Origin of the sequence: Pseudomonas sp. C8002 (assembly GCF_013385765.1) — a bacterium.
Taxonomy (GTDB): domain Bacteria; phylum Pseudomonadota; class Gammaproteobacteria; order Pseudomonadales; family Pseudomonadaceae; genus Aquipseudomonas.
In genome coordinates this window covers 640,013-665,976 of the sequence record NZ_JACAPJ010000005.1, presented here as the reverse complement: position 1 = coordinate 665,976, position 25,964 = coordinate 640,013, and the positions used below count along the sequence as shown (strand labels likewise).

General features: G+C 61.2%; 21 protein-coding genes. 17 read left to right on the top strand and 4 right to left on the bottom strand.

Annotation, left to right across the window (positions count from 1 at the left end; genetic code table 11):
* Position 1 precedes the first annotated feature (1 nt).
* The gene (locus HX814_RS09745) at positions 2-418 is read left to right on the top strand and encodes a DUF3010 family protein (protein WP_102370066.1); all 417 of its coding nucleotides are present in this window, start codon (positions 2-4) and stop codon (positions 416-418) included.
* Positions 419-556: 138 nt separating this feature from the next.
* Here the strand turns inward: HX814_RS09745 and HX814_RS09740 are convergent, their stop codons facing one another.
* Positions 557-1,501 (bottom strand): GlxA family transcriptional regulator, encoded by a 945-nt coding sequence (locus tag HX814_RS09740; protein WP_177009119.1) that lies wholly within the window; start codon positions 1,499-1,501, stop codon positions 557-559.
* A gap of 193 nt (positions 1,502-1,694) precedes the next feature.
* Here HX814_RS09740 and HX814_RS09735 point away from each other — a divergent pair, with 193 nt between their 5' ends.
* The 6 genes from HX814_RS09735 to HX814_RS09710 all read left to right on the top strand — a co-directional run bounded on the left by HX814_RS09735 (position 1,695) and on the right by HX814_RS09710 (position 7,187).
* A complete protein-coding gene (locus tag HX814_RS09735) occupies positions 1,695-2,639 on the top strand; it encodes a choline ABC transporter substrate-binding protein (protein WP_003216926.1) in 945 nt (314 codons plus the stop codon).
* Between the two features lie 87 nt (positions 2,640-2,726).
* A complete protein-coding gene (locus HX814_RS09730; protein ID WP_003216924.1) occupies positions 2,727-3,614 on the top strand; it encodes a 3-keto-5-aminohexanoate cleavage protein in 888 nt (295 codons plus the stop codon).
* 177 nt (positions 3,615-3,791) lie between these two features.
* A complete protein-coding gene (locus HX814_RS09725) occupies positions 3,792-4,757 on the top strand; it encodes an L-carnitine dehydrogenase (RefSeq protein ID WP_017476440.1) in 966 nt (321 codons plus the stop codon).
* A 140-nt stretch (positions 4,758-4,897) separates the two neighbouring features.
* Positions 4,898-5,374: a thioesterase family protein gene (locus tag HX814_RS09720; RefSeq protein ID WP_177009118.1), complete on the top strand. Its 477-nt coding sequence runs from the start codon at positions 4,898-4,900 to the stop codon at positions 5,372-5,374.
* 9 nt (positions 5,375-5,383) lie between these two features.
* The gene (locus HX814_RS09715) at positions 5,384-6,544 is read left to right on the top strand and encodes a gamma-butyrobetaine dioxygenase (RefSeq protein WP_177009117.1); all 1,161 of its coding nucleotides are present in this window, start codon (positions 5,384-5,386) and stop codon (positions 6,542-6,544) included.
* A gap of 379 nt (positions 6,545-6,923) precedes the next feature.
* Positions 6,924-7,187, top strand: coding sequence for a hypothetical protein (locus HX814_RS09710; protein WP_003216918.1), 264 nt, complete (start codon positions 6,924-6,926; stop codon positions 7,185-7,187).
* A gap of 107 nt (positions 7,188-7,294) precedes the next feature.
* On the opposite strand, the gene HX814_RS09705 is transcribed toward HX814_RS09710, so the two are convergent.
* Together HX814_RS09705 and HX814_RS09700 are read right to left on the bottom strand one after the other, a co-directional pair.
* The gene (locus HX814_RS09705) at positions 7,295-8,398 is read right to left on the bottom strand and encodes a GlxA family transcriptional regulator (RefSeq protein WP_003216915.1); all 1,104 of its coding nucleotides are present in this window, start codon (positions 8,396-8,398) and stop codon (positions 7,295-7,297) included.
* 540 nt (positions 8,399-8,938) lie between these two features.
* Positions 8,939-10,315, bottom strand: coding sequence for an L-serine ammonia-lyase (locus tag HX814_RS09700; RefSeq protein WP_008434038.1), 1,377 nt, complete (start codon positions 10,313-10,315; stop codon positions 8,939-8,941).
* A 436-nt stretch (positions 10,316-10,751) separates the two neighbouring features.
* Between HX814_RS09700 and HX814_RS09695 the strand changes: the two genes are divergently transcribed.
* From HX814_RS09695 to choV, 3 genes are all read left to right on the top strand, one after another.
* A complete protein-coding gene (locus tag HX814_RS09695) occupies positions 10,752-11,699 on the top strand; it encodes a choline ABC transporter substrate-binding protein (protein WP_003216912.1) in 948 nt (315 codons plus the stop codon).
* A gap of 68 nt (positions 11,700-11,767) precedes the next feature.
* Positions 11,768-12,613, top strand: coding sequence for a choline ABC transporter permease subunit (choW, locus tag HX814_RS09690; protein WP_003216909.1), 846 nt, complete (start codon positions 11,768-11,770; stop codon positions 12,611-12,613).
* Complete coding sequence (choV, locus tag HX814_RS09685; protein WP_134327444.1) at positions 12,610-13,788, top strand: choline ABC transporter ATP-binding protein; 1,179 nt, start codon at positions 12,610-12,612, stop codon at positions 13,786-13,788. Before choW ends, choV begins: the two co-directional genes overlap by 4 nt.
* Before the next feature lie 154 nt (positions 13,789-13,942).
* Here the strand turns inward: choV and HX814_RS09680 are convergent, their stop codons facing one another.
* Positions 13,943-15,877, bottom strand: a complete 1,935-nt coding sequence (locus tag HX814_RS09680; protein ID WP_371318518.1) for a BCCT family transporter — start codon at positions 15,875-15,877, stop codon at positions 13,943-13,945.
* A gap of 376 nt (positions 15,878-16,253) precedes the next feature.
* Here HX814_RS09680 and betI point away from each other — a divergent pair, with 376 nt between their 5' ends.
* From betI to mdtD, 7 genes are all read left to right on the top strand, one after another.
* A complete protein-coding gene (betI, locus tag HX814_RS09675; RefSeq protein WP_003216902.1) occupies positions 16,254-16,847 on the top strand; it encodes a transcriptional regulator BetI in 594 nt (197 codons plus the stop codon).
* A gap of 61 nt (positions 16,848-16,908) precedes the next feature.
* On the top strand, positions 16,909-18,381 hold the full coding sequence (gene betB / locus HX814_RS09670; RefSeq protein ID WP_003216900.1) for a betaine-aldehyde dehydrogenase: 1,473 nt from the start codon (positions 16,909-16,911) through the stop codon (positions 18,379-18,381).
* Positions 18,382-18,577: 196 nt separating this feature from the next.
* Positions 18,578-20,281, top strand: coding sequence for a choline dehydrogenase (betA, locus tag HX814_RS09665; RefSeq protein ID WP_003216899.1), 1,704 nt, complete (start codon positions 18,578-18,580; stop codon positions 20,279-20,281).
* A 211-nt stretch (positions 20,282-20,492) separates the two neighbouring features.
* On the top strand, positions 20,493-21,935 hold the full coding sequence (locus HX814_RS09660) for a TldD/PmbA family protein (RefSeq protein WP_177009115.1): 1,443 nt from the start codon (positions 20,493-20,495) through the stop codon (positions 21,933-21,935).
* Positions 21,935-23,251, top strand: coding sequence for a TldD/PmbA family protein (locus HX814_RS09655; RefSeq protein ID WP_177009114.1), 1,317 nt, complete (start codon positions 21,935-21,937; stop codon positions 23,249-23,251). The genes HX814_RS09660 and HX814_RS09655 overlap by 1 nt, the downstream gene beginning before the upstream one ends.
* Positions 23,252-23,580: 329 nt before the next feature.
* Complete coding sequence (locus HX814_RS09650; RefSeq protein WP_177009113.1) at positions 23,581-24,471, top strand: alpha/beta fold hydrolase; 891 nt, start codon at positions 23,581-23,583, stop codon at positions 24,469-24,471.
* 36 nt (positions 24,472-24,507) lie between these two features.
* Positions 24,508-25,935: a multidrug transporter subunit MdtD gene (mdtD, locus tag HX814_RS09645; RefSeq protein WP_003216894.1), complete on the top strand. Its 1,428-nt coding sequence runs from the start codon at positions 24,508-24,510 to the stop codon at positions 25,933-25,935.
* Positions 25,936-25,964 lie beyond the last annotated feature (29 nt).

Sequence of the window (25,964 nt, the reverse complement as noted above, 5' to 3'; positions counted from 1 at the left end):
CATGACAATCTGCGGCATCGAAATCAAAGGCAGCGAAGCCATTATTGCTGTCGCCTCGCTCGACGGTCAGGCATTGGGCCACGTCGCTCTGGCCACCAAGAAAATCGCCCTTGAAGACGATGATGAGGCGGCCAACGTCAAGGCCTTCGCCGCTCAGGTCAGCGCGTTTGTGCGGGAAAACGGCATCAGCCGCATCGCCATCAAGAAGCGCAGCAAGAAAGGCGAATTCGCCGGTGGCCCAACTACGTTCAAGATTGAAGGTGTGTTTCAGTTGCTGGACGGCGTTGAAGTGACGCTGCTGTCGCCGCAGACCATCAATGCGCAGAACAAGAAACACGACTTTGCCCTGCCGGCGACGCTGAACAAGTATCAGCATGAGGCTTACAAGGCCGCGTGTTCAGCCCTGCTGAAGAAATAAGCCACACCACAAATCTCCTGTGGGAGCGGGCTTGCTCGCGAATGCGGTGTGTCAGTCAATACATGTACCGACTGATCCACCGCTTTCGCGAGCAAGCCCGCTCCCACATTTGATCTGCATTGTTCTCAAGAGCGGTGTTCATACCGCTTCCCGGCGCCGATCTTCCCTTGGGCACTTGGCAAACCTTGCCCGGTAGCTGCGGGTGAAATACGACGGCGACTCAAACCCGCAGGCGATGCTCACCTCCAGCACGCTCAGGTCGCTCTGGCGCAACAACTGCCGAGCCTTTTCCAGGCGCAAACCCAGGTAGAAGTTGCTCGGTGTGTCGTTCAGGTGCAGCCGAAACAAGCGCTCCAACTGCCGCCGCGTGACCTTGATCGCCTCCGCCAGCGCCAGTGTGCTCAACGGCGGTTCCGTGTGCTGTTCCATCTCCCCAATCACCTGCACCAACTTCTTGTTGTTGATGCCGTAGCGCGTGGCGATCTGCATGCGTTGGTGGTCTTTGCGCGGGCGGATGCGGCCGAGCACGAATTGCTCGGACACCTGGATCGCCAACTCTGGCCCGTGAGCCTGGCTGATCAGGTCGAGCATCAGGTCGATGGACGCGGTGCCGCCCGCCGAGGTGATGCGCCGGCGGTCGATCTCGAACAGCTCCTGGGTTACCGTCAGCTGTGGATAAGATTCCTTGAAGGCGTCGATGGCTTCCCAGTGCAGGGTCAGGCGGTAGCCGTCGAGCAGGCCGGCTTCGGCGAGTACGCAGGCGCCAGTGTCGATGGCGCCGAGGGTCACGCCGTCGTGATCAAGGCGACGCAGCCAGTGTTCCAGTGCGGGCGTGGCGAACTTCAGCGGTTCGAAGCCGGCCACCACCAATAAGGTCGAGCCTTTTTTCAGCGGCTCCAGCGCGGCGTCGGCGTTGACCGACATGCCATTGCTCGCCAGCACCGCGCCGCCGTCGGCGCTCAAGACGTGCCAGCGGTACAGCTCGCCGCGAAAACGATTGGCGACACGTAAAGGTTCGATCGCGGAGATAAAGCCGATGGCGGAGAAGCCCGGCATCAGCAGAAAGTAGAAATCCTGGGACATGGAGCGCTCTCGTAGGACGGACAGCGTGGTCACTGTGATACGCCAGTTCAATCGGTCATTCAAGGGGGCAGGTCGCTGCAGTGCAAGAGCTGGTCGCCGCCGTGCGTTTTGTCGGGGACCAAGCTGCGTAACTTGGCTGCACGGTGCACAAAGACGCCGGAACCCACAATAACAACCTGCCGAGGGAACCACCATGAACCGACTGATCAGCCGCTGTGTGCTCGCACTCAGCGCCAGCGCCATTTTGAGCACCAACGTCATGGCAGCCGATGCGGCTTCTTGCCAGAACGTGCGCATGGGCGTGGTGAACTGGACCGACGTAATCGCCACCAGTGCCATGACTCAAGTGTTGCTCGACGGCCTCGGCTACAAGACCAAACAGACCAGCGCGTCCCAGCAAATCATCTTTGCCGGTATTCGCGACCAGCGCCTGGACATGTTCCTGGGCTACTGGAACCCGCTGATGACCCAGACCATCACCCCGTTTGTCGACGCCAAGCAGGTCAAGGTGCTCGACAAGCCGTCCCTGGAAGACGCCCGCGCGACCCTGGCGGTGCCGACTTACCTGGCCGACAAGGGCCTGAAGACCTTCGCCGACATCGCCAGGTTTGAAAAAGAACTGGGCGGCAAGATCTACGGCATTGAACCAGGCTCGGGCGCCAACACCCAGATCAAGGCGATGATCGCCAAGAATCAGTTTGGCCTGGGCAAGTTCCAACTGGTGGAATCCAGCGAGGCCGGCATGCTCGCCGCCGTCGACCGCGCCGTGCGCCGCAAGGAGGCCGTGGTGTTCTTCGGCTGGGCGCCGCACCCGATGAACGTCAACGTGGCGATGACTTACCTCACCGGCAGTGATGACGCGCTGGGCCCGAACGAAGGCATGGCCACCGTGTGGTCCGTCACCTCGCCGACCTACGCCGAGCAATGCCCCAACGTGCACAAGTTGCTCAGCAACCTGACCTTCACCGCCGCCGACGAGAGCCGAATGATGCAGCCGCTGCTGGATCACAAGGACGCTTTCGAGTCGGCCAGGCAATGGCTCAAGGATCACCCGCAAGACCAGCAGCGCTGGCTCGAAGGCGTGACCACCTTCGACGGCAAACCCGCCGCAGCCAACCTGCAATTGACCAGCAAATAACCTGTCTTGAATCACCGCTTCGCAGCCGCTCCCGGCTGCGAACGGTATGACTACGCCTGAAAATCACGCCTGTAAGGAACCTGCCTCATGAACCACGACGTCATCATCACCTGCGCACTCACCGGTGCTGGCGACACGACCGCCAGAAGCCCTCACGTGCCGGTCACTCCGAAACAAATCGCTGCCGCGGCGGTGGAAGCGGCCAAGGCCGGTGCCACCGTGGTGCATTGCCACGTACGTGACCCCGAGACCGGCAAGTTCAGCCGCGACGTGGCGCTGTACCGCGAAGTGATGGAGCGCATCCGCGAGGCGGACGTCGACATCATCGTCAACCTCACCGCCGGCATGGGTGGCGACCTGGAAATCGGTGGCGGCGAGAACCCCATGGAGTTCGGGCCCAACACCGACCTGGTGGGCCCGCTGACCCGCCTGGCCCACGTGGAAGAGCTGCTGCCGGAAATCTGCACCCTCGATTGCGGCACCCTGAACTTCGGCGATGGCGACACCATTTACGTCTCCACCCCGGCCCAGCTGCGGGCTGGCGCCAAGCGTATTCAAGAGCTGGGCGTTAAAGCCGAGCTGGAGATTTTCGACACCGGTCACCTGTGGTTCGCCAAGCAGATGATCAAGGAAGGCTTGCTCGACAACCCGTTGTTCCAGCTGTGCCTCGGCATCCCGTGGGGCGCGCCGGCCGACACCACCACCATGAAAGCCATGGTCGACAACCTGCCGGCTGACGCGGTGTGGGCCGGCTTCGGCATTGGTCGCATGCAGATGCCGATGGCGGCGCAAGCAGTGCTGCTGGGCGGCAACGTGCGGGTCGGCCTGGAAGACAACCTGTGGCTGGACAAGGGCGTGCTGGCGACCAACGGCCAGTTGGTGGAACGCGCCAGCGAGATCCTCAGCCGCCTGGGTGCGCGGGTCATGACCCCGGCCGAAGGCCGCGTGAAGATGGGCCTGACCAAGCGCGGCTAAGACACACCGCACGACGCCCTGCAGGAACCGAATCAAATGTGGGAGCGGGCTTGCTCGCGAATGCGGTGGATCAGCCACCGAATGCATCAACTGACAGACCGCTTTCGCGAGCAAGCCCGCTCCCACATTTTGATCTTGGCTCTCACACAGAATCACCGAACTCTTTAGGAATTTGCCATGAGCTTTATCACTGAAATCAAAACCTTCGCAGCGCTGGGCAGCGGCGTTATCGGCAGTGGCTGGGTATCCCGCGCCCTGGCTCACGGCCTGGATGTGGTGGCCTGGGACCCGGCGCCTGGCGCCGAAGCGGCTCTGCGCAAACGTGTCGCGAATGCCTGGGGCGCACTCGAGAAACAAGGCCTTGCACCCGGCGCCTCGCAAGACCGCCTGCGCTTTGTGGCCACGATTGAAGAGTGCGTGAAAGACGCCGACTTCATCCAGGAAAGTGCCCCGGAACGCCTGGAATTGAAGCTGGAGTTACACAGCAAAATCAGCGCGGCGGCCAAGCCGAATGCGTTGATTGGTTCGAGTACTTCGGGGTTGTTGCCGAGCGAGTTTTATGAAGGCTCCACGCACCCGGAACGTTGCGTGGTGGGGCATCCGTTCAACCCGGTTTACCTGTTGCCGCTGGTGGAAGTGGTAGGCGGCAAAAACACTGCGCCGGAAGCGATTCAGGCAGCAATCAAGGTGTACGAATCCCTCGGCATGCGCCCTTTGCATGTGCGTAAGGAAGTGCCCGGTTTTATCGCTGACCGGCTGCTGGAAGCCCTGTGGCGTGAGGCCTTGCACCTGGTGAACGATGGTGTGGCAACCACCGGCGAGATCGATGATGCGATTCGCTTTGGCGCCGGTTTGCGCTGGTCGTTCATGGGCACGTTCCTGACCTATACGCTGGCGGGCGGTGATGCCGGGATGCGGCACTTCATGGCGCAGTTCGGCCCGGCCTTGCAGCTGCCGTGGACCTATCTGCCGGCGCCGGAATTGACCGACAAATTGATTGACGACGTGGTGGACGGCACCAGCGATCAGTTGGGCAAACACAGCATTTCGGCGCTGGAGCGCTATCGTGATGATTGCCTGCTGGCGGTGCTGGAGGCGGTGAAGACCACTAAGGAAAAACACGGTATGACCTTCGCCGAATAAGCCCTGTAAAGATCGTTCCCACGCTCTGCGTGGGAATGCAGCCCAGGACGCTCTGCGTCCCAACGCGTGACGCAGAGCGTCACAGGAGGCGTTCCCACGCAGAGCGTGGGAACGATCACGTACCTACCGGGAACCGAACCATGCCCGCACTCACCACCTACACCACCAAAATCCTCCCCGAGTGGGTCGACTACAACGGCCACCTGCGCGATGCGTTCTACCTGCTGATTTTCAGCTACGCCACCGATGCGCTGATGGACACCCTGGGCCTGGACAGCGAAAACCGCGAAGCCAGCGGCCACTCGCTGTTCACCCTGGAGTTGCACCTCAACTACCTGCACGAAGTGAAACTGGGCGCCGCCGTCGAGGTGCACACCCAACTCATCGCCCACGACCGCAAGCGCCTGCACCTCTATCACAGCCTGCACCTGGTGGGCGACGAAAAGGAGCTGGCGGGCAACGAACAGATGCTGCTCCACGTCGACCTCGCCGGGCCGCACTCGGCGCCATTCAGTGAAGCGGTGCTGGGCAAGCTTGCCAGCATCAGCGCCGAACAAACCGAACTGCCGAAGCCCGCCCTGCTCGGCCGCGTGATTGGACTGCCACCCCAAAAATAAGGAATCGCCATGCAAACCGCCGCCGCTGTTGCCGACTTCCGTACTTACCCACTGATCAGTGACCTGGCCGATGTGCAGGTGCACGGCGATCACCTCAGTGTGCGATGGGCCGATGGGCGGGTCAGCCCGTTTCATCACCAGTGGCTGCGAGACAACTGCCCGTGCCCTGTTTGCGTCTACAGCGTGACCCGTGAACAGGTGCTGGAAATCGTCGATGTGGACGAACACCTCACGGCCCTCAGTGCACGTACCGACCAGGGTCTGCTGACAGTGGAATGGAGCGGCGGGCATCGCAGCCAATACGATCCCGGATGGTTGCGGGCGCACGCCTACGACGATGAGTCCCGCGCCGAACGCCGGGCTGCCAAACCGAAATCCCTGCTGTGGGACCGTACGTTCGAGCTGCCCGTATTCGACTACGCAGCGCTGATGGAAGATCCGAAAGCCCTGCTGCAATGGCTGCTGGCTTTGCGTGACAGCGGCCTCACCCAAGTGCGCGGTGTGCCCACCGAACCCGGCTCGCTGGCGCTGATCGCCAAGCGCATTTCGTTCATCCGCGAGAGCAACTTCGGCGTGCTGTTCAACGTGCAGTCCAAGGCCGATGCCGACAGCAACGCCTACACGGCATTCAACCTGCCGCTGCACAGTGATTTGCCGACGCGGGAGCTGCAACCCGGGCTGCAGTTCTTGCATTGCCTGGTGAACGACGCCGACGGGGGCGAGAGTATTTTTGTCGATGGTTTTGCCATCGCCCGGGCATTGCGCGATGAAGACCCCGAAGCCTTTCGCGCGCTGTGCGAGATCCCCGTGGAATTTCGCAACAAGGACCGTCACAGCGACTATCGCCAGCTGGCGCCGATCATTGCGCTGGATGCTCTGGGTGAAGTCGCCGAGATTCGCATGGCCAACTTTCTGCGCGGGCCGTTTGAGGCGCCTGCAGAGCAGATGCCGTTGCTCTATCGCGCCTATCGCCGGTTTATTGCGATGACCCGGGAGGAGCGTTTTCGACTGGTCAAACGTCTGAATCCGGGCGAGCTGTGGTGCTTTGATAATCGCCGGACCCTGCATGCGCGCAATGCGTTTGATCCGGCGTCCGGCGCGCGGCATTTCCAGGGCTGCTATATCGACCGCGATGAGTTGTTGTCGCGGATATTGGTGTTGCAGCGGTAGACCGAGGCGCGCCCTTCGCGAGCAAGCCCGCTCCCACATTTGACCGAGTTCCTCCTGAAAAAACGCGGTCAACTGTGGGAGCGGGCTTGCTCGCGAAGGGGCCAGCAGCTTCACCTCAAATTTCAGCTCAAAAAAAGCCCCGATCCAGCCGTGACAGGATCGGGGCAGAGTGCTTTGTGTGAGCTGCGCATCCCGAGGGTGACCAAACCTTCAAGCTGCTTGCTTGGTGTCAGTGTGCACACTCCCCTGCCTTGCGAGTTAGCCGAAAACGACCTGTTCATAGGTGTGCCGGACATTCATGCATTCAGGCCTTGCCGACTCGGTGATGGCCTACCAGAATCGACTTCAATCCCCCGCTCCCCTAACAAGGATTAACGTCATGATGCACGCGGATTTGATTGACCAGGATGACCTGCTGGGCCAGCTGCGGTCGTTGGGTTTCGAGGTGTCCAGCGGCGCTACCGCCGAGCAGGCTTGCGAGTGTGCGGTGCGCGGCTTGAGCGCGGCGCGGGCCAAGGCGCTCAAGGGTATGGTTGAGCAGATGTACACCGGCAGCGCGACGATCTTGCCGGCGGTGAGGCAGGCGATCGACAAGCAGTTGTTGCCGGCGCTGGTGCAATTTCGGCAGAACTCTGGCGCCTGATATACCGCATTCGCGAGCAAGCCCGCTCCCACATTCGACCGCGTTCCTACTGAAAAAACGCGGTCAAGTGTGGGAGCGGGCTTGCTCGCGAATGCAGGCGACTCGGTCTAAAGCCTTACACTCGCGAAAGTCGACTCATTCCTGGCCTGGCTCAACGCCGACAACGGCCCGGACAACGGTGACAACACCAGCGCCTGCGGAATCGGCATCATCGCCACCTGCTGCGTGGTGTTGGAACCCACACGCTCATCCCGCGGCGGAATGCCGAAGTATTCGCGGTAGCACTTGGAGAAGTGCGGCGTGGAGACAAACCCGCACACCGACGCCACTTCGATGATCGACATCGGCGTTTGCTTGAGCAACTGCCGCGCACGGATCAGGCGCAACTTGAGGTAGTAGCGCGACGGCGAACAGTGCAGGTATTTCTGGAACAAGCGCTCCAGCTGACGCCGGGACACCGCTACGTACACCGCCAGTTCATCGAGGTCGATCGGCTCTTCCAGGTTGGCCTCCATCAGCGCGACGATTTCCTGCAACTTCGGCTGGTTGGTGCCAAGCATGTGCTTGAGCGGCACACGCTGGTGATCCTGTTCGTTGCGGATGCGCTCGTACACAAACATCTCGGAGATCGCCGCCGACAATTCACGGCCGTGGTCACGGCTGATCAGGTGCAGCATCATGTCCAGCGGCGCGGTGCCGCCGGAGCTGGTGAAGCGGTTGCGGTCGAGGGTGAACAGGCGGGTGCTCATGGCCACGCGGGGAAAGGCTTCCTGCATCGACGCCAGGCATTCCCAGTGCACGCTGCAATCAAAACCGTCCAGCAGGCCGGCGCAGGCCAGGGCCCAGCTGCCGGTGCACACCGCGCCAAGGCGACGGGATTGGCGCGCCTGGCTTTGCAGCCACGACACATGTTCACGGGTCACGGTGCGCTGGATACCCACGCCGCCACAGACGATCACGGTGTCCAGGGCCGGAGCTTTGTGCATGGAAGCATCGGGGGTGATTTGCAGACCGTCGCTGGCCCACACCTGGTTTCCGTCCACACTCAACGTCGTCCAGCGATACAGCTCGCGGCCCGAGAGTTGGTTGGCCATGCGCAGGGGTTCGACTGCGGAGGCCAGGGAAATCAGCGTGAAATTGTCCAGCAGCAAAAAGCCGATGGATTGAGGCGCACGGTTCTGGGGTTGAGCCCCGGAGTTGAACGACGTCATCGCGGTATCTCCTCACACAAAGCGGGTGATGGCCTCAGGCGAGGCTCTTGTTATTGCGCTCATCGCCTTAAGGAAACTCCTATGGCGAGAGGCTTTGTATTGATAGAGCAAATGCCATGCCTAAAGTTGAATGCGTATTCAATAACTCCTGAAAACGACCTCATGACGTGTCTATATAAGCCCGCGCATGGAGTGGGGGATATGACCCAGAAAAGACGTGAGAGAACGCAGGCTCAAGGTGTGTGAGCAGATCGGTAGCACTTGTGGGAAGGGAGAGAAACGACGTGGGAAAAGTCTGTCACCACAAGCACGGGTGACCGATGGTCATGAGGGGAAATCGTTCGGGAGCTACTTATCTAATTGCGACGCGCTAAAAGGTGGCGCTTTTGGTTCTGGTGTTCACTTTATGAGCAGTGTTGCCCGGTCTACCGCATTCGCGAGCAAGCCCGCTCCCACACTTGACCGCGTTTTTTCAGTAGGAACTCGGTCGAATGTGGGAGCGGGCTTGCTCGCGAATGCAGGCGACGCGGTCTTTCCGGATCAACACTCCACCGCACTCACCGCCAACCCACCCCGCGATGTTTCCTTGTACTTGTCATGCATATCCGCCCCGGTATCGCGCATGGTGCGGATCACCCGGTCCAGCGAGATGAAGTGCTGGCCATCCCCCCGCAGCGCCATCTGCGCCGCGTTGATCGCCTTCACCGCGGCAATCGCATTACGCTCGATGCACGGCACCTGCACCAGCCCGCCTACCGGGTCGCAGGTCAGGCCGAGGTTGTGCTCCAGCCCGATCTCCGCCGCGTTGCACAATTGCTCCGGCGTAGCCCCGAGGATCTCCGCCAACCCCGCCGCCGCCATGGCGCACGCCGAGCCGACTTCACCCTGGCAGCCGACTTCGGCACCCGAGATCGACGCGTTCTTCTTACACAGGATGCCCACCGCCGCCGCGCCGAGGAAATAGTCGACCACGTTGGCCTCGGTCACTTCTTCGCTGAACTTCATGAAGTAGTGCAGCACCGCCGGGATGATCCCCGCCGCGCCGTTGGTCGGTGCCGTGACCATGCGCCCGCCGGCGGCGTTTTCTTCATTCACCGCCAGGGCGAACAGGTTGACCCATTCCATCGCGCTCAAGGTCGAGCCGATCACGTTCGGCTTGCCCAGCTCCTGCAAGCTGCGGTGCAACTTGGCTGCACGCCGCCGAACATTGAGACCGCCGGGAAGAATGCCTTCGTGCTTTAGGCCTTGCTCCACGCAATCCTGCATGGCGCGCCAAAGCTTCATCAGGCCGCTGCGGATTTCTTCTTCCGAGCGCCAGGTTTTTTCGTTCGCCAACATCAGCTCAGCGACGCGCAGGTTGTGGGTCTTGCACAGCTGCAGCAGTTCCACCGCACTGGAAAAATCATAGGGCAGCTCGGTGCGGTCCATGTCCGCCACGCCGCTGTTGGCCTGGGCTTCATCCACCACGAATCCGCCGCCCACCGAGTAGTAGGTGTCGCGGTGCAGCTCGCCGTTATCACCGAACACCACCAGGGTCATGGCATTGGGGTGGAACGGCAGGTTTTCGTCGATCAGGCGCATGTCCCGCGCCCATAAGAAAGGCACCGGCAAACGTGCGTCCAGCAGCAGGGTGTTGGTCTCGCGCAGGGTTTCGATGCGGATGCCGATCTGTGACGGATCGATCGCGTCCGGCCACTCGCCCATCAGGCCCATGATCACCGCGTTGTCGCTGCCGTGACCGATGCCCGTGGCCGATAAGGAGCCATACAGCTGAACTTCGACGCGCCTGACTTGTTCCAACACATCACGTTCACGTAATCCTTGAACGAACAACGCCGCGGCGCGCATGGGGCCGACGGTGTGAGAACTCGAAGGCCCAATGCCGATCTTGAACAGGTCGAAAACGCTGATAGCCATTGCCGTGAAACTCCTCGATGAGCACAGGCCAGGCGCACATAACGCCTGGTGACGGAGCTGCTACGCTCATGTCGCAATCCGCCCAGATGCGGCCATCATCAAGCTTTTGTTGGCGCTCACGGCGTCTCACACCGACGTACCCATGCTCATCAGCGCCGCTGTTGTGGAAGGCGACGTTTTGGCCGTTTTTTGCGGTGCAGATCGGTAAAAAGTGCAGTTTTGCCGTGGAAAAAATCTGTAAGCGACGTCACCGACACTGGATACGACCATCCCTGTACTGGATACGACGCCCCCTGTAGGCGTCAGATTTTCACTGGTACATGATCAGTCTCGACTCGTTTGCACAGTTGCGTGGCAGAGCTGTGCCGCACGCCCAACCGCAACACCTATAAGCGCGGTGTTATTGCCGCCAGAAAAACACCAGGAGTCCACCCCCATGAAAGGTTCCCCGTCGTTGTTGTTGGCCGCCATGCTGAGTCTGCCAGTCGTGGCTCACGCTGCAGAACCGGCGCAATGCCAGACCGTCAACTTCTCCGATGTCGGCTGGACCGACATCACCGTCACCACGGCCACCACCAGCGAAGTCCTCAAGGGCCTCGGCTACAAACCCCGCACCACGATGATTTCAGTACCAGTGACCTACAAGTCCCTGGCCGACGGCAAGAACATGGACATCTTCCTCGGCAACTGGATGCCGACCATGGAAAACGACATCAAGCAGTACCGTGATGCCGGCACCGTGGAAACCGTGCGCGCCAACCTGGAAAACGCCAAGTACACCCTGGCCGTACCGGAAGCGCTGTACAACAAGGGCCTGAAAGACTTCGCCGACATCGTCAAATTCAAGGATGAGCTGGGCGGCAAGATCTACGGGATCGAGCCGGGCAACGACGGCAACCGGACCATCCAGACCCTCATCGACAAGGACGCTTTCGGCCTGAAAACCGCCGGTTTCAAAGTGGTCGAATCCAGCGAAGCCGGGATGCTTTCGCAGGTGGAACGCGCCACCAAGCGCGACCAGGCCATCGTGTTCCTCGGCTGGGAACCGCACCCGATGAACACCCGCTTCAAGATGAAGTACCTGACCGGGGGTGATGATTCATTCGGCCCTAACTACGGCCAGGCCACCATCTACACCAACGTCCGCAAGGGCTACACCCAGGAATGCAGCAACGTGGGCCAGTTGCTGAAAAACCTGTCGTTCACCCTGAACATGGAAAGCACCCTGATGGGTAACGTCCTGGACGACAAAATGAAGCCCGACGCCGCCGCCAAGGCGTGGCTGAAGAAGAACCCGCAAGTGCTCGACACCTGGCTCGCCGGTGTCACCACTGTCGATGGCAAACCAGGACTGGAGGCCGTCAAAGCTTACCTCGCCAAGTAAACCGCTGACCCCGGGCCGGTACGCTGGCCCGGGATGTTTTTCCTCTTCGCATGTGGACATTCACTACCATGCTGACTGAACATAAAATCCCGCTAGGCCAGTACATCGCTGCCTTCGTTGAGTGGTTGACCCAACACGGGGCCGCCTACTTCGACGCAATCGCATCGACCCTGGAAACGATGATCCACGGCGTGACGTTCGCGCTGACCTGGTTCAATCCACTGGCATTGATCGGTCTGATTGCGCTGCTCGCTCACTTCATTCAACGCAAATGGGGCCTGACCGTTTTTGTCATCGCCTCCTTCCTGCTGATCCTCAACCTGGGGTACTGGCAGGAAACCATGGAGACCCTGGCGCAAGTGCTGTTCGCCACCCTGGTCTGCGTGGTGATCGGGGTGCCGCTGGGCATTGTTGCCGCGCACAAACCGATGTTCTACACCCTGATGCGGCCGGTGCTCGATCTGATGCAGACCGTACCGACCTTCGTCTACCTCATCCCTACCCTGACCCTCTTCGGGCTGGGTGTGGTGCCCGGGCTGATTTCCACGGTGGTGTTTGCGATTGCCGCGCCTATCCGTCTGACTTACCTGGGTATCCGTGATGTGCCGCAAGAGTTGATGGACGCCGGCAAGGCCTTTGGCTGCTCGCGCCGTCAGTTGCTCTCGCGGATCGAACTGCCCCACGCCATGCCGAGCATCGCCGCCGGCATTACCCAATGCATCATGCTGTCGTTGTCGATGGTGGTGATCGCGGCCCTGGTGGGCGCCGACGGCCTCGGCAAACCGGTGGTCAACGCGCTGAACACCGCCGACATCGCCCTGGGCTTTGAAGCCGGCCTGGCGATCGTATTGCTGGCCATCATGCTCGACCGCATCTGCAAACAACCCGACGCCAAAGTAGGGGGTGATGCATGAGCATTATCCGATTCGAAAATGTCGACGTGATCTTCTCCAAAGACCCACGCGAGGCGCTCAAGCTGCTGGACCAGGGCATGACGCGCAACGAGATCCTGAAAAAGACCGGGCAGATTGTCGGCGTTGAAAACGCCAGCCTGGATGTCGAGAAAGGCGAGATCTGCGTGCTGATGGGCCTGTCCGGCTCGGGCAAGTCGAGCTTGTTGCGCTGCATCAACGGCTTGAACACCGTCAGCCGCGGCAAGCTGTTTGTGGAGCATGAAGGTCGCCAGATCGACATCGCATCCTGCACCCCCGCCGAGCTGAAAATGATGCGCACCCAGCGCATCGCCATGGTGTTCCAGAAGTTCGCCCTGATGCCCTGGCTGACGGTGCGCGAGAACATCAGCTTCGGCCTGGAGATGCAGGGCCGCCCGGAGAAAGAACGACGCAAGCTGGTGGACGACAAGCTGGAACTGGTGGGCCTGTCGCAGTGGCGCAACAAGAAGCCAGACGAGCTTTCCGGTGGCATGCAGCAGCGTGTCGGCCTGGCCCGCGCATTGGCGATGGACGCCGATATCCTGTTGATGGACGAACCCTTCTCGGCACTCGACCCGCTGATCCGCCAGGGCTTGCAGGATGAGTTGCTGGAGCTGCAACGCAAGCTGAGCAAGACCATCGTATTCGTGAGCCACGACCTGGATGAGGCGCTGAAACTCGGCAGCCGCATCGCGATCATGAAAGACGGGCGGATCATCCAGTACAGCGTGCCGGAAGAGATCGTGCTGAACCCGGCGGATGACTATGTGCGGACCTTCGTGGCCCACACCAACCCGCTGAATGTGCTGTGTGGCCGCAGCCTGATGCGCACGGTGGATAACTGCACCCACGTCAACGGCTCCATCAGCCTGGACCCGGGCGGTGACTCGTGGCTGGACCTGGCCGAAGGCAACACCATCAAGGGCGCGCGGCAGAACGGTTCGGTGCTGAACCTGCAGAACTGGGCACCGGGGCAAGCCGTGGAAGGTTTGGGGCGGATGCCGACGCTGGTGGATTCCAATATCGGAATGCGTGAGGCGTTGCAGATTCGGTACCAGACAGGCAACAAGCTGGTGCTGCAGGACGACAACAAGGTGGTGGGGATTCTGGGTGACAGCGAGCTCTATCACGCCCTCTTGGGCAAGAACCTGGGCTAACAGACACCGCAAAATAAATGTGGGAGCGGGCTTGCTCGCGAATGCGGTGTATCAGTGTCAGATGTACTGACTGACACTGCGCATTCGCGAGCAAGCCCGCTCCCACATTTTGCTCAGGTGGTGTCAGTAACGACACCACCTGTCCTTTCACCACTCAGCTATAGACACGGCCAAGGAGCTGCCGATGGCTTTCAAACTGATCGAGCACGTCCCGGGTGATCTGCTCCTGGGTGAAGCCCATCAGGTCGTATTCCTGAGGCCCGTTGTGCAGGTAAACCTCGGCGCGGTAGTAGCGCGTGCGTTCTTCCTCGGGCAAGTCGTTCGGTGCCGACGAATAAGCATCCAGGCTGACCTCGTAGACAAACGGATTGCCCTCTTGCATCTCGATGCGCACACCAATGCAGCGCTTGGATTTGCCCAGCAGGGTCTGCACTTCCAGCCCCTGGTCACGCAACGCAGTCGCCGCTTCTTCCAGCGCCGGCGTGACGTGCTTGTCCATAAAGCGTTGCACGGTACCCTGGCTAGGTTGCAGGTCCAGGGCAGTCAAACGCTCGCTGAAACCACGCCGACCACGCTCGGCCAACTGCGCCTGCTCCAACTCGATCGCCACGTCCTGGCGCATCGCCTTGTGCAGGCCGAACATGAAGAACACCAGCACCACCGAGAACGGCAAGCCCGCCAGCACCACCATGGTTTGCATGGCTTCGAAGTTACCGGCGAACAGCAGGCCGATGGTCACCAGGGTGATCACCGCCGACCAGAAAATCCGCAGCCAGTGCGGCGCATCTTCGTCAACGTTGCCGCCCTTGCAGGACAGGTTCGCCATCATCACCGCGCCGGAATCCGCCGGGGTCAGGAAGAGTACGAAGCCGACGAAGATCGACACACCGATGACGATTTTCGACGCCGGGTAATGCTCAAGCAGTTGGTAGATCGCCATGGACGGCTGTTCCAGCGCCGTCTTGCCCAACTCCACCGCACCATGGTTCACCACCAGGTCCAGGGCCGAGTTGCCGAAGATCGACAGCCACGCCAGGGTGAAGCCCAGCGGGATCAGCAGCACGCCGGCCACCAGTTCACGCACCGTGCGACCACGGGAAATACGCGCGATGAACATGCCCACGAATGGCGCCCAGGAAATCCACCAGGCCCAGTAGAACAGGGTCCACAGGCCCATCCAGCGTTCGGTCTTGTCGGCGTCGCCTTCGTACACGTACAGGTCGAAGGTCTTCAGCACGATGCCGTTCATGTAGTCGCCGATGTTCTGCACGAAGCCGTTGAGCAGGTGCAGGGTCGGGCCAAACAGCAGCACGAAAATCAGCAGGCCGCTGAACAGCACGATGTTCAGGTTGGACAGGCGGCGAATGCCGTTCTCCACACCCGACACGGCGGCAATGGTCGCCACGGTGCTCATCACGATGATCACGATCAGCAGGTTGGTGTTGCTGTGCTGCATGCCGAACAGGTTTTCCAGCCCGGACGACACTTGCATCGAACCAATCCCCAGGTTCGTCACCAGGCCCAGCAGCGTTACGAACATGCCGAAGCCGTCTACCGCGTGACCGGCCGCGCCTTTGACCCAACGCTCGCCCACCAGCGGGTACAGCGCCGAACGCAAGGCCAGCGGCTGGTTATGACGGTAGGCAAAGTACGCCACGGCCAGGCCGACCAGTGCGTAGATCGCCCAGCCGTGCAGGCCCCAGTGCAGGAACGTCAACTGCAACGCCTGACGCGCAGCGTCGCCAGTGGCCGATGCGCCTTCAGGCGGGTTGAAGTAGTGGTCCAGCGGCTCGGACGCACCGAAGTACAGCAGCGAGATGCCGATACCCGACGAAAAGAGCATGCCGGCCCAGGCGCCGTAGCTGAAGTCCGGGGTGTCGTCCTTGCTGCCCAGTTTCAATTTGCCATAGGACGAAAACGCCAGGCCCACCACAAACACCAGGTAGGCGGCGATCACGACCATGTAGTACCAGCCAAAGCTTTTCGACAACCAGGCTTGGGCCACACCGAGCATCCTGCCGGCTTCCTGCGGGGCGATGATCAGAATCGCGGTCAACAACAGAATCAGCGCGGTGGAGGTGTAGAACACCCAACCGTTGACCCGCACCTTTTCTGGCGGGGTCTTTATAAGAGAGGCAGAACTCATGGCACAGATGCTCCGGGCAGTGCAGAGAAACACAAGGCAACGCTTGACCCGAGCCATCGATTTTTCGGCAGTCGACGGACGGGTGTATAAAGACACCCCGAAAAACCATAAACCCCCGGCGAACCGCTGTGCCGGGCTGTTTCATGGGTTTTCCCGATGTCAGGTGGCGCCACATGCACGTAGGAAATACCTGTAGGCAGCGACCATTTGTCGCAGATCTTATTCTTTGTTGATTGAACGTTCAATCAAAACAAAATAGACTGGCCCTCAAGCCGACGGACGTTTATCGCCCGTTGGCAGGCCTAAGGAGAGGTGCACGATGCCCAAGGTCGGTATGCAACCCATACGCCGCCAGCAGTTGATCGAAGCCACATTGACGGCCGTCGATCAGGTCGGAATGGGGGATGCCAGCATTGCGCTGATCGCCCGTCTGGCCGGTGTCTCGAATGGCATCATCAGTCACTATTTTCAGGACAAGAATGGCCTGATCGCCGCCACGATGCGGTACCTGATGAACGTGCTGATCGAGAACGTCACCGAGCGCCGGTTGGCGCTGAAAGATGACAGCCCGCGGGCCCATCTTCAGGTGATCATCGAAGGCAACTTCGACGCCAGCCAAGTCAACGGCCCGGCTATGAAAACCTGGCTGGCCTTCTGGGCCACCAGCATGCACCACCCGTCATTGCACAGGCTGCAGCGGATCAACGATCACCGTCTGTATTCCAACCTGTGTTGCCAGTTCCGCCGAGCGTTGCCGTTGCCCGAGGCACGCAGCGCAGCCCGAGGCCTGGCGGCCCTGATCGACGGTTTGTGGTTGCGCGGCGCCCTGTCGGGAGACGCTTTCGACACGGAGCAGGCGCAACGGATCGCTTACGAATACATGGACTTCCAATTGGCCAAGCAGGTGAGTTAGAGCACACATAAACGCTCAACTCCCGAACCGCGCCAACCACTAATGCACTTGCGAGGACTTTATGGCCCGTTTCGAACTGCAAAAACTCTACATTGACGGCGGCTACTCCGACGCTGGCAGCGATGCCACTTTCGAAGCCATCAACCCGGCTAACGGTGAAGTTCTCGCCAACGTGCAACGCGCCACCAAAGAAGACGTCGAGCGCGCTGTGGTCAGCGCCGAAAAGGGCCAGAAAATCTGGGCCGCCATGACTGCCATGGAGCGTTCGCGCATCCTGCGTCGTGCCGTCGACATCCTGCGTGAGCGCAACGACGAACTGGCCGCCCTGGAAACCCTGGACACCGGCAAGCCGTATTCCGAAACCCAATACGTCGACATCGTCACCGGCGCTGACGTACTGGAATACTACGCAGGTCTGGTGCCCGCCATCGAAGGCGAGCAGATCCCGCTGCGTGACACCTCGTTCGTCTACACCCGTCGCGAGCCGCTGGGCGTCGTGGCCGGTATCGGCGCATGGAACTACCCGATCCAGATCGCCCTGTGGAAATCCGCACCCGCCCTGGCGGCCGGTAACGCGATGATCTTCAAGCCAAGCGAAGTCACCTCGCTGACCACCCTGAAACTGGCTGAAATCTACACCGCCGCCGGCGTTCCGGATGGCGTGTTCAACGTCCTGACCGGCAGCGGCCGTGAAGTCGGCACCTGGCTGACCGAACACCCGCGCATCGAGAAAGTCTCCTTCACCGGCGGCACCGACACCGGCAAGAAAGTCATGGCCAGCGCTTCGAGCTCTTCGCTCAAGGAAGTCACCATGGAACTGGGCGGCAAATCCCCGCTGATCATTTTCGACGACGCCGACCTCGACCGCGCCGCCGACATCGCGATGATGGCCAACTTCTACAGCTCGGGCCAGGTCTGCACCAACGGCACCCGCGTGTTCGTTCCGACCGCCCTCAAAGGCGCGTTCGAAGCCAAGATCGCCGAGCGCGTTGCCCGCATCCGCATCGGCAACCCGGAAGATGAAAACACCAACTTCGGCCCGCTGGTCAGCTTCGCCCACATGGAAAGCGTGCTCGGCTACATCGCCAAAGGTAAAGAAGAAGGCGCCCGCGTGCTGTGCGGCGGCGACCGTCTGACCGACGGTGAATTCGCCAAGGGTGCCTACGTGGCCCCGACCGTGTTCACTGACTGCACCGACGAAATGACCATCGTGCGTGAAGAAATCTTCGGCCCGGTGATGAGCATCCTCACCTACGACACCGAAGAAGAAGTGATCCGCCGTGCCAACGACACCGACTTCGGCCTGGCCGCTGGCCTGGTGACCAAGGACCTGAACCGCGCCCACCGCGTGATTCATCAGCTGGAAGCCGGTATCTGCTGGATCAACGCCTGGGGCGAGTCCGACGCGAAGATGCCGGTGGGCGGCTACAAGCAGTCGGGCGTGGGCCGTGAAAACGGGATCAGCTCGCTGAACAACTTCACTCGCATCAAATCGGTACAGGTTGAGCTGGGCGACTACGCCTCGGTGTTCTAAAACCTGATTGAGCCTGGCATGGCCCATGTGGCGAGGGAGCTTGCTCCCGTCGGGCTGCGAAGCAGCCCCATGCCAGGTACCGCAGTTCTTTCAGACAGAACTCGAGCGCTGACTTTGCGACTGCTGCGCAGTCGAACGGGAGCAAGCTCCCTCGCCACAAAAGCAGCCTGAACCAACTTTCACGAGGGTGCATTTAATGTCCCAAGAATACGACTACATCATTGTGGGTGCCGGCTCCGCCGGTAACACCCTGGCGACCCGTCTGACCGAAGACGAAGGCGTCACCGTCCTGCTGCTGGAAGCCGGCGGCCCGGACTACCGTTTCGATTTCCGTACCCAGATGCCAGCCGCCCTGGCGTTCCCGCTGCAAGGCCGCCGCTACAACTGGGCCTACGAAACCGATCCAGAACCACACATGGACGGCCGCCGGATGGAATGCGGTCGCGGCAAGGGCCTCGGCGGTTCCTCGTTGATCAACGGCATGTGCTACATCCGCGGCAACGCGATGGACTACGACAACTGGTCGAAACTGCCGGGCCTGGAAGACTGGACCTACCTGGACTGCCTGCCGTATTTCCGTAAAGCCGAAACCCGCGACATCGGCCCGAACGACTACCACGGTGGCGACGGCCCGGTCAGCGTGACCACGCCAAAGGCCGGCAACAACCCGCTGTTCCACGCGATGGTTGAAGCCGGCGTACAGGCCGGTTACCCACGTACCGAAGACTTGAACGGCTACCAGCAGGAAGGCTTCGGCCCGATGGACCGTACCGTGACGCCAAACGGTCGTCGCGCCAGCACCGCTCGCGGTTACCTGGACACGGCCAAGAAGCGCTCGACGCTGACCATCGTCACCCACGCCCTGACCGACAAAGTCCTGTTCGAAGGCAAGCGCGCCGTCGGCGTGCGTTACCTGATCGGTGCTGCCGAAGAGCGCGTTGAAGCCCGTGCCCGCAAGGAAGTCCTGGTGTGCAGCGGCGCAATCGCTTCGCCGCAACTGCTGCAACGCTCCGGTGTTGGCCCGGCGAAACTGCTGGAAAGCCTCGACATTCCGGTGGTCCACGACCTGCCTGGCGTCGGCGAAAACCTGCAGGATCACCTTGAGCTGTACCTGCAATACGCGTGCACCCAACCGGTCTCGCTGTACCCGTCGCTGCTCTGGTACAACCAGCCGGCCATTGGTGCCGAGTGGCTGTTCAACGGCACCGGCATCGGCGCCAGCAACCAGTTCGAAGCGGGCGGTTTCATCCGTACCCGTGAAGAATTCGATTGGCCGAACATCCAGTATCACTTCCTGCCGGTAGCGATTAACTACAACGGCAGCAACGGTGTGAAAGAGCACGGTTTCCAGGCGCACATGGGTTCCATGCGTTCGCCGAGCCGTGGCCGCGTGCAGCTGAAGTCGAAGAACCCACGGGAATACCCGAGCATCCTCTTCAACTACATGTCTACCGAACAGGACTGGCAGGAATTCCGCGACGGCATCCGCCTGACCCGTGAAATCATGCAACAGCCGGCACTCGACCAATACCGTGGCCGCGAAATCAGCCCGGGCATCGACGTACAGACCGACGAGCAACTGGATAAATTTATCCGTGAGCACGCCGAGACGGCGTTCCACCCGTCCTGCTCGTGCAAGATGGGCACCGACGAGATGGCCGTGGTTGACGCCGAAGGCCGTGTGCATGGCATGCAGGGTCTGCGCGTGGTTGACGCCTCGATCATGCCGATCATCACCACCGGCAACCTGAACGCGCCGACGATCATGATCGCCGAGAAAATCGCCGACAAGATCCGTGGCCGCAAGCCACTGCCGCGCAGCACTGCGGATTACTACGTGGCAGGCGATGCGCCGGTGCGTGGCAAGCCGATGCGTGAAGTGGGTCCTACTGCGCAGTAGCTGATGGACCGAGGTGCTCCCTTCGCGAGCAAGCCCGCTCCCACATTTTTGACCGTGTGAACCCGATCAAATGTGGGAGGGGGCTTGCTCCCGAAGAGGCCCGATCTGACACCGCAAGACCTCCCGCCCGCCTACACTTTCCTTGATCAGCTCCCAGCCCAGGCCTACTCTGTTTGCCTGCCCGCGCCGAGCCGCCCACAAGGAAGGCCCCATGTTCGAACACCACGCCACACTCAAAAAGCAGTTCAGTGCCCTGCGCACTACCGCCGAATTCTTTTCCCTGCGCTACGTCCGCGAGTCCGGCCAGTACCTGTCGGTACGCAAGAACGTCGCCGAGCCACCACACCTCAGCCAGGACGAAGGCGCGATGCTCACCGTGCGCCTCAATGGCGTCGAAGCCTACGCCGCCACCCACGACATTTCCCTGCCCGGCCTGCAAGCCGCCCTTGAGCGCGCCGAACAGCAAGCCCGGCTCATCAAGCCCCACGCCCTGCTCGACCTGCGCGACCAGCCAGTGTCCAGCGACATTGCCGACTACCTGTCGCCGAGCCTCGACCAGCCCTTCCCGTCCCTGAGCGACTGCTACCAACTGCTCGGCGCCGAATCGGCCGCCGTGCCCAAGGACGAGCGCCTGGTGAACTGGGAAGTCAGCCTGGGCACCACCCACGTCGAACAGATCTACCTCAACAGCGCCGGCGCCGAACTGCGCCAGGCCCAGCGGTTTGTGTTCCCGGGTGTCAACGTCACGGCCTACGACGGCAACGACAGCCAGACCCGCACCCTGGGCGGCACCAACTTCGGCCAGCAAGGCGGCTTTGACGTGATCAGCCGCTTCGGCCTGGTGGGCGCGGCCCCAAAAGTCGCAGACAGCGCCCTGCAATTACTGTTGGCGCCAAACACGCCCAACGGCAAACGCGACCTGCTGCTGACGCCCGACCAGATGATCCTGCAGATCCACGAATCCATCGGCCACCCGCTGGAACTGGACCGCATCCTCGGCGACGAGCGCAATTACGCCGGCACCAGCTTCGTCAAGGCCAGCGATTTCGGCCATTTGCAATATGGCTCCAACCTGTTGAACGTGACCTTTGACCCGGACATTCCCGAGCAGCTTGCCAGCTATGGCCATGACGACGACGGTACCAAAGCCAGCAAGCAATTCCTGATCCGAGAGGGTCTGCTGCTCAAACCGTTGGGCGGGGCGCTGTCTCAATACCGTTCTGGCATGGACGGCGTGGCCAACAGCCGTGCCTGCAGCTGGAATCGCGCGCCGATCGACCGCATGGCCAACCTCAACATCGAGCCCGGCAACAAAAGCATGGCGCAGCTGATTGGCGGTATCGAGAACGGCATCCTGATGTCCACCAACCGTTCGTGGTCGATTGACGACGCGCGCAACAAATTCCAGTTCGGTTGCGAATGGGGCCAGTTGATTGAAAACGGTGAACTCAAAGGCGTGGTCAAGAACCCCAACTACCGGGCGATCTCCGCACAGTTCTGGCGCAACCTCAGCGCTGTAGGCGACGCCAGCACCTCCAGGGTCCTGGGTACGCCAAACTGTGGCAAGGGCGAACCGAACCAGGTGATCCGCGTCGGCCATGCATCGCCGGCCTGTGTGTTCAGCAATATTGATGTATTTGGGGGAGATGCCTGATGAACAACTTCAAGGCATTGGTCGATTGGCTCAAGCAGGCCATCACCGACCACGAACAATTCCACCTCGGCTACGCCGACGAGTCCTCCGAGTTTGTGCGTTTCAACCACGGCAAAGTGCGCCAGGCCGGCCAGGTGCAACAGGCCAGCCTGAACCTGAAGCTGATCAACGACGGGCGCCACGCCGACCTCGGTATCACTCTGGCGGGCGAGCCTGAACTGGATCGCCAGCGCCTGGCCGACGGCCTGCAACAACTGCGCGAGACCTTGCCGTTGTTGCCGCAGGATCCGTACCTGCTGCTCAACCACAACGCCTGGCAAAACAAGGACCAGCAGGACCGACCGCTGCCGGACCTGGCCCAGGTGCTGGAAGCAATCAGCCTGGCCGCTGAAGGTGTGGACATGGTCGGCTTCTACGCCGCCGGCCCTATCAGCCGTGGTTTCGCCAGCTCATCAGGCGCCTTCGGCTGGCACCAGGCCAACAGTTTCAACTTCGACTTCAGCCTGTTCCACGCCAACGGTGAAGCGGTGAAAGCCAGCTACGCCGGCAACGATTGGGACAGCGTGGCCTTCGCCCAGCGTTTCAAGCAGGCCCGTGAGCAACTGGAATACCTTGGTCGCCCGTTGCACCCGCTGGCACCGGGGCAATACCGCGCCTACCTTGCCCCGGCGGCCATGGAAGAAATCATCAGCATGCTCACCTGGGGCGGGTTTTCCGCCCAGGCCATCGCCAGCAAAGGCAGCCCGTTGCAACGGTTGTATGGCGGTGATCAGTCCTTGAGCCCGCTGGTGACCCTGGACGAACAGGTCAGCGGCTCCCTGAGCTCGGCGTTTTCCCGTGACGGCTATCCGCGCAGTGATGTGAAACTGATCAATGCCGGCAAGGCTGAAGGCCAATTGGTGAACTCTCGCAGTGCTGCCGAATACGGCTTGAGCACCAATGGCGCCAGCGGCGATGAATCTCCCAGCGCCCTGCAGATGGCCGCCGGCGACCTGGCCCAGGCCGATATCCTCAAGCAACTGGGCACCGGTTTGTATATCAGCAACCTGTGGTACCTGAACTACTCCGACCAGCCCGCCGCACGCCTGACCGGCATGACCCGCTTCGCCACGTTCTGGGTCGAAGACGGCGAGATCAAGGCGCCGGTCAGCACCATGCGTTTTGATGACAGCGTGTACAGCCTGCTGGGCTCGCAACTGGAAGCGCTGACCGCTGATCGGGAGTTGCTGCTGTCGGCGAGTACGTACAGCCAGCGTAATACCTCGTCCAATCTATTGCCGGGGGCATTGGTAAAACGCCTGACCCTTACCTTATAAGCAACGCAAAACCCATGTGGGAGCGGGCTTTCTCGCGAATGCGGCGTGTCAGCCACTACATCTGTGACTGAGGCACCGCATTCGCGAGCAAGCCCGCTCCCACAGTTGATCGCATTCCACATTTTGATTCGGTTCATCCTCAAAGCCCCACTCCAGACACCTGGCCGTCCGGCCAGTTGTCGCTCGCGAAAAACCTCGTTATAAAGGTTGGTGGCACCTAGCCACGTCCGCGCGGTAAAAAAACTCAAACAACACCCCGCCGTCCTCAACCCACTTGCACGCAAGTGATGCACGACCTTGCCCGGGATAGGGCAAGCTGGAGCGTTGACATGAACCATGGAAGTTTTGTCATTGAAAAGCTGTTCAAGCACTACAACGTTCACGTAGAGCAGCTTGGTAACAACCCAGAGAAGAAAACCGTGCTGTTGGTCAACGGCGCGCTGTCCACCACCCGCTCGTTTGCCCGCACCAGCAAGTGCCTGTCCGAGCACTTCAATGTGCTGATGTTCGACTTGCCGTTCTCCGGCTATTCACGCCCGCACAACACCGACCTCGGCCTTGTGACCAAGGACGATGAAGTGCAGATCCTGCGCGCCCTGGTGGAACGCTTTCAGGTCAACCACCTGGTGTCTGCCTCATGGGGCGGGATTTCCACGCTGCTGACCCTCGCCCACAACCCGCCGTCGATTGAAAGCTCGGTGGTGATGGCACTGGCGCCCAACCTCAACCAGGCCATGCTCGAATACGTAGAGCGGGTGCGCGTGCTGATCGAGGCCGATGACAAATCCGCCGTCGGCCATCTACTGAATGAAACCGTGGGCAAATACCTGTCGCCCCGGCTCAAGCGCAACAATCACCGGCACCTGTCGACCATGGCCACCACCGAGTATCGCCAGGCACGCTTCCATATCCATCAGGTGCTGGCGCTGGGTGACGGCAACTACCTGCCGCAACTGACCCGGATCGAAACCCCGGTGCACTTCCTCAACGGCGTGCTGGACGAGTACACCCCGGCAGACGAAGCCCAACTGTTCAAGAAATACGTAGGCCGCAGCAGCTTCGCCACCGCCGAGCACACTGGCCATTTGCTTGACCTGGAATCCCGCGAAGCGGCCCTGGCCGTGCACCGCGCGCTGATTGATTTCCTGGTGGGCAAACACGTGGCGTTGTCAGATATAGACGAAGGGCCTGTGGGAAAAGGAGCCGCCGATGGCGCATAATCGCCGACACATAGGCTGCTAACAAAAAGGTAACTCATGCCGAATCGCGCCCCTCTCGATGCCAAGACCGCCCGCTGGCTACCCTGGGTGGTAGCGATTGCCTTCTTCATGCAATCGCTGGATGGGACGATTCTCAACACCGCGTTGCCGGCCATGGCCCGAGACCTGGCGGAGAATCCCTTGCGCATGCAAGGCGTAGTGATTGCCTACATGCTCACCGTGGCCCTGCTGATTCCCGCCTCGGGCTGGGTGGCCGACCGCTTCGGCACCAAGAAGATCTTCTTCGGCGCGATCATGCTGTTCAGCATTGGCTCGTTGCTCTGCGCGCTCTCCAGCACGCTGACCATGCTGGTGGGCGCTCGGGTGATCCAGGGCCTGGGCGGTGCGTTGATGTTGCCGGTGGGCAGGCTGGTGGTGCTGCGCGCCTACCCGCGCTCGGAGCTGGTGCGGATCATGGGTTTCATCACCATTCCCGGGCTGCTCGGCCCACTGCTCGGCCCGACCATGGGCGGCTGGATGGTGCAATACCTGACCTGGCACTGGATCTTCCTGATCAACCTGCCGGTGGGCATCATCGGCTGCTACGCCGTCTGGAAATTCATCCCCGACCTGCGCGGCAGCGAACGTACGCGGTTCGACGGCGTGGGTTTCCTGCTGTTCGGCGCGGCGATGGTGCTGATCACTATCGCCATGGAAGGCCTCGGCGAATTGCACCTGCCGCACCTGCGGGTGATGTTGCTGCTGTTCGGCGGCCTCGCGTGCCTGGCGGCTTACTGGCTGCGCGCCGGGCATATCGACAACCCGCTGTTCTCGCCGGTGCTGTTCAAGACCCGGACCTTTGCGGTGGGCATCCTCGGCAACCTGTTCGCTCGCCTGGGCAGCGGCGCGTTGCCGTTCCTCGTGCCGCTGTTGCTGCAGGTGGCGCTCGGTTACTCACCGTCCGAAGCCGGGATGAGCATGCTGCCCCTGGCGGCGGCGGCGATGTTTGCCAAGTCCATCGCCCGGCCGCTGATCGAGCGCCTGGGCTACCGCGTGGTGCTGACCGGCAACACCCTGGCGCTGGGCATCATGCTGGCAAGCATGGGCCTGGTCAGCGAACACACGCCCTACCCGCTGCTGCTGAGCATGCTGGCGATCCTCGGGGCGATCAACTCGCTGCAATTCACCGCGATGAACACCGTGACCCTGATCGACCTCGACGACGCCCAGGCCAGCAGCGGCAACAGTTTGCTGTCGGTGGTGGCGCAGTTGTCCCTGAGCCTTGGGGTGGCCTGCGCCGGTGCGCTGCTGGGTGGTTTTACCGCCGAAGTGGGCAACGACGGGGTCGACACGGTGCTTGGGGCGTTCCAGTTGACCTTCGTCACCGTGGGCATCATGGCGATGCTGGCGGCGGCGATCTTCCTGCAATTGTCGCCAAAAGACGGCAAACGCGTGGTCAGCCGTGAGCACGACATTGAGCATTAACAGGCTTCTCGTCTAGAACTTGCAGGGAA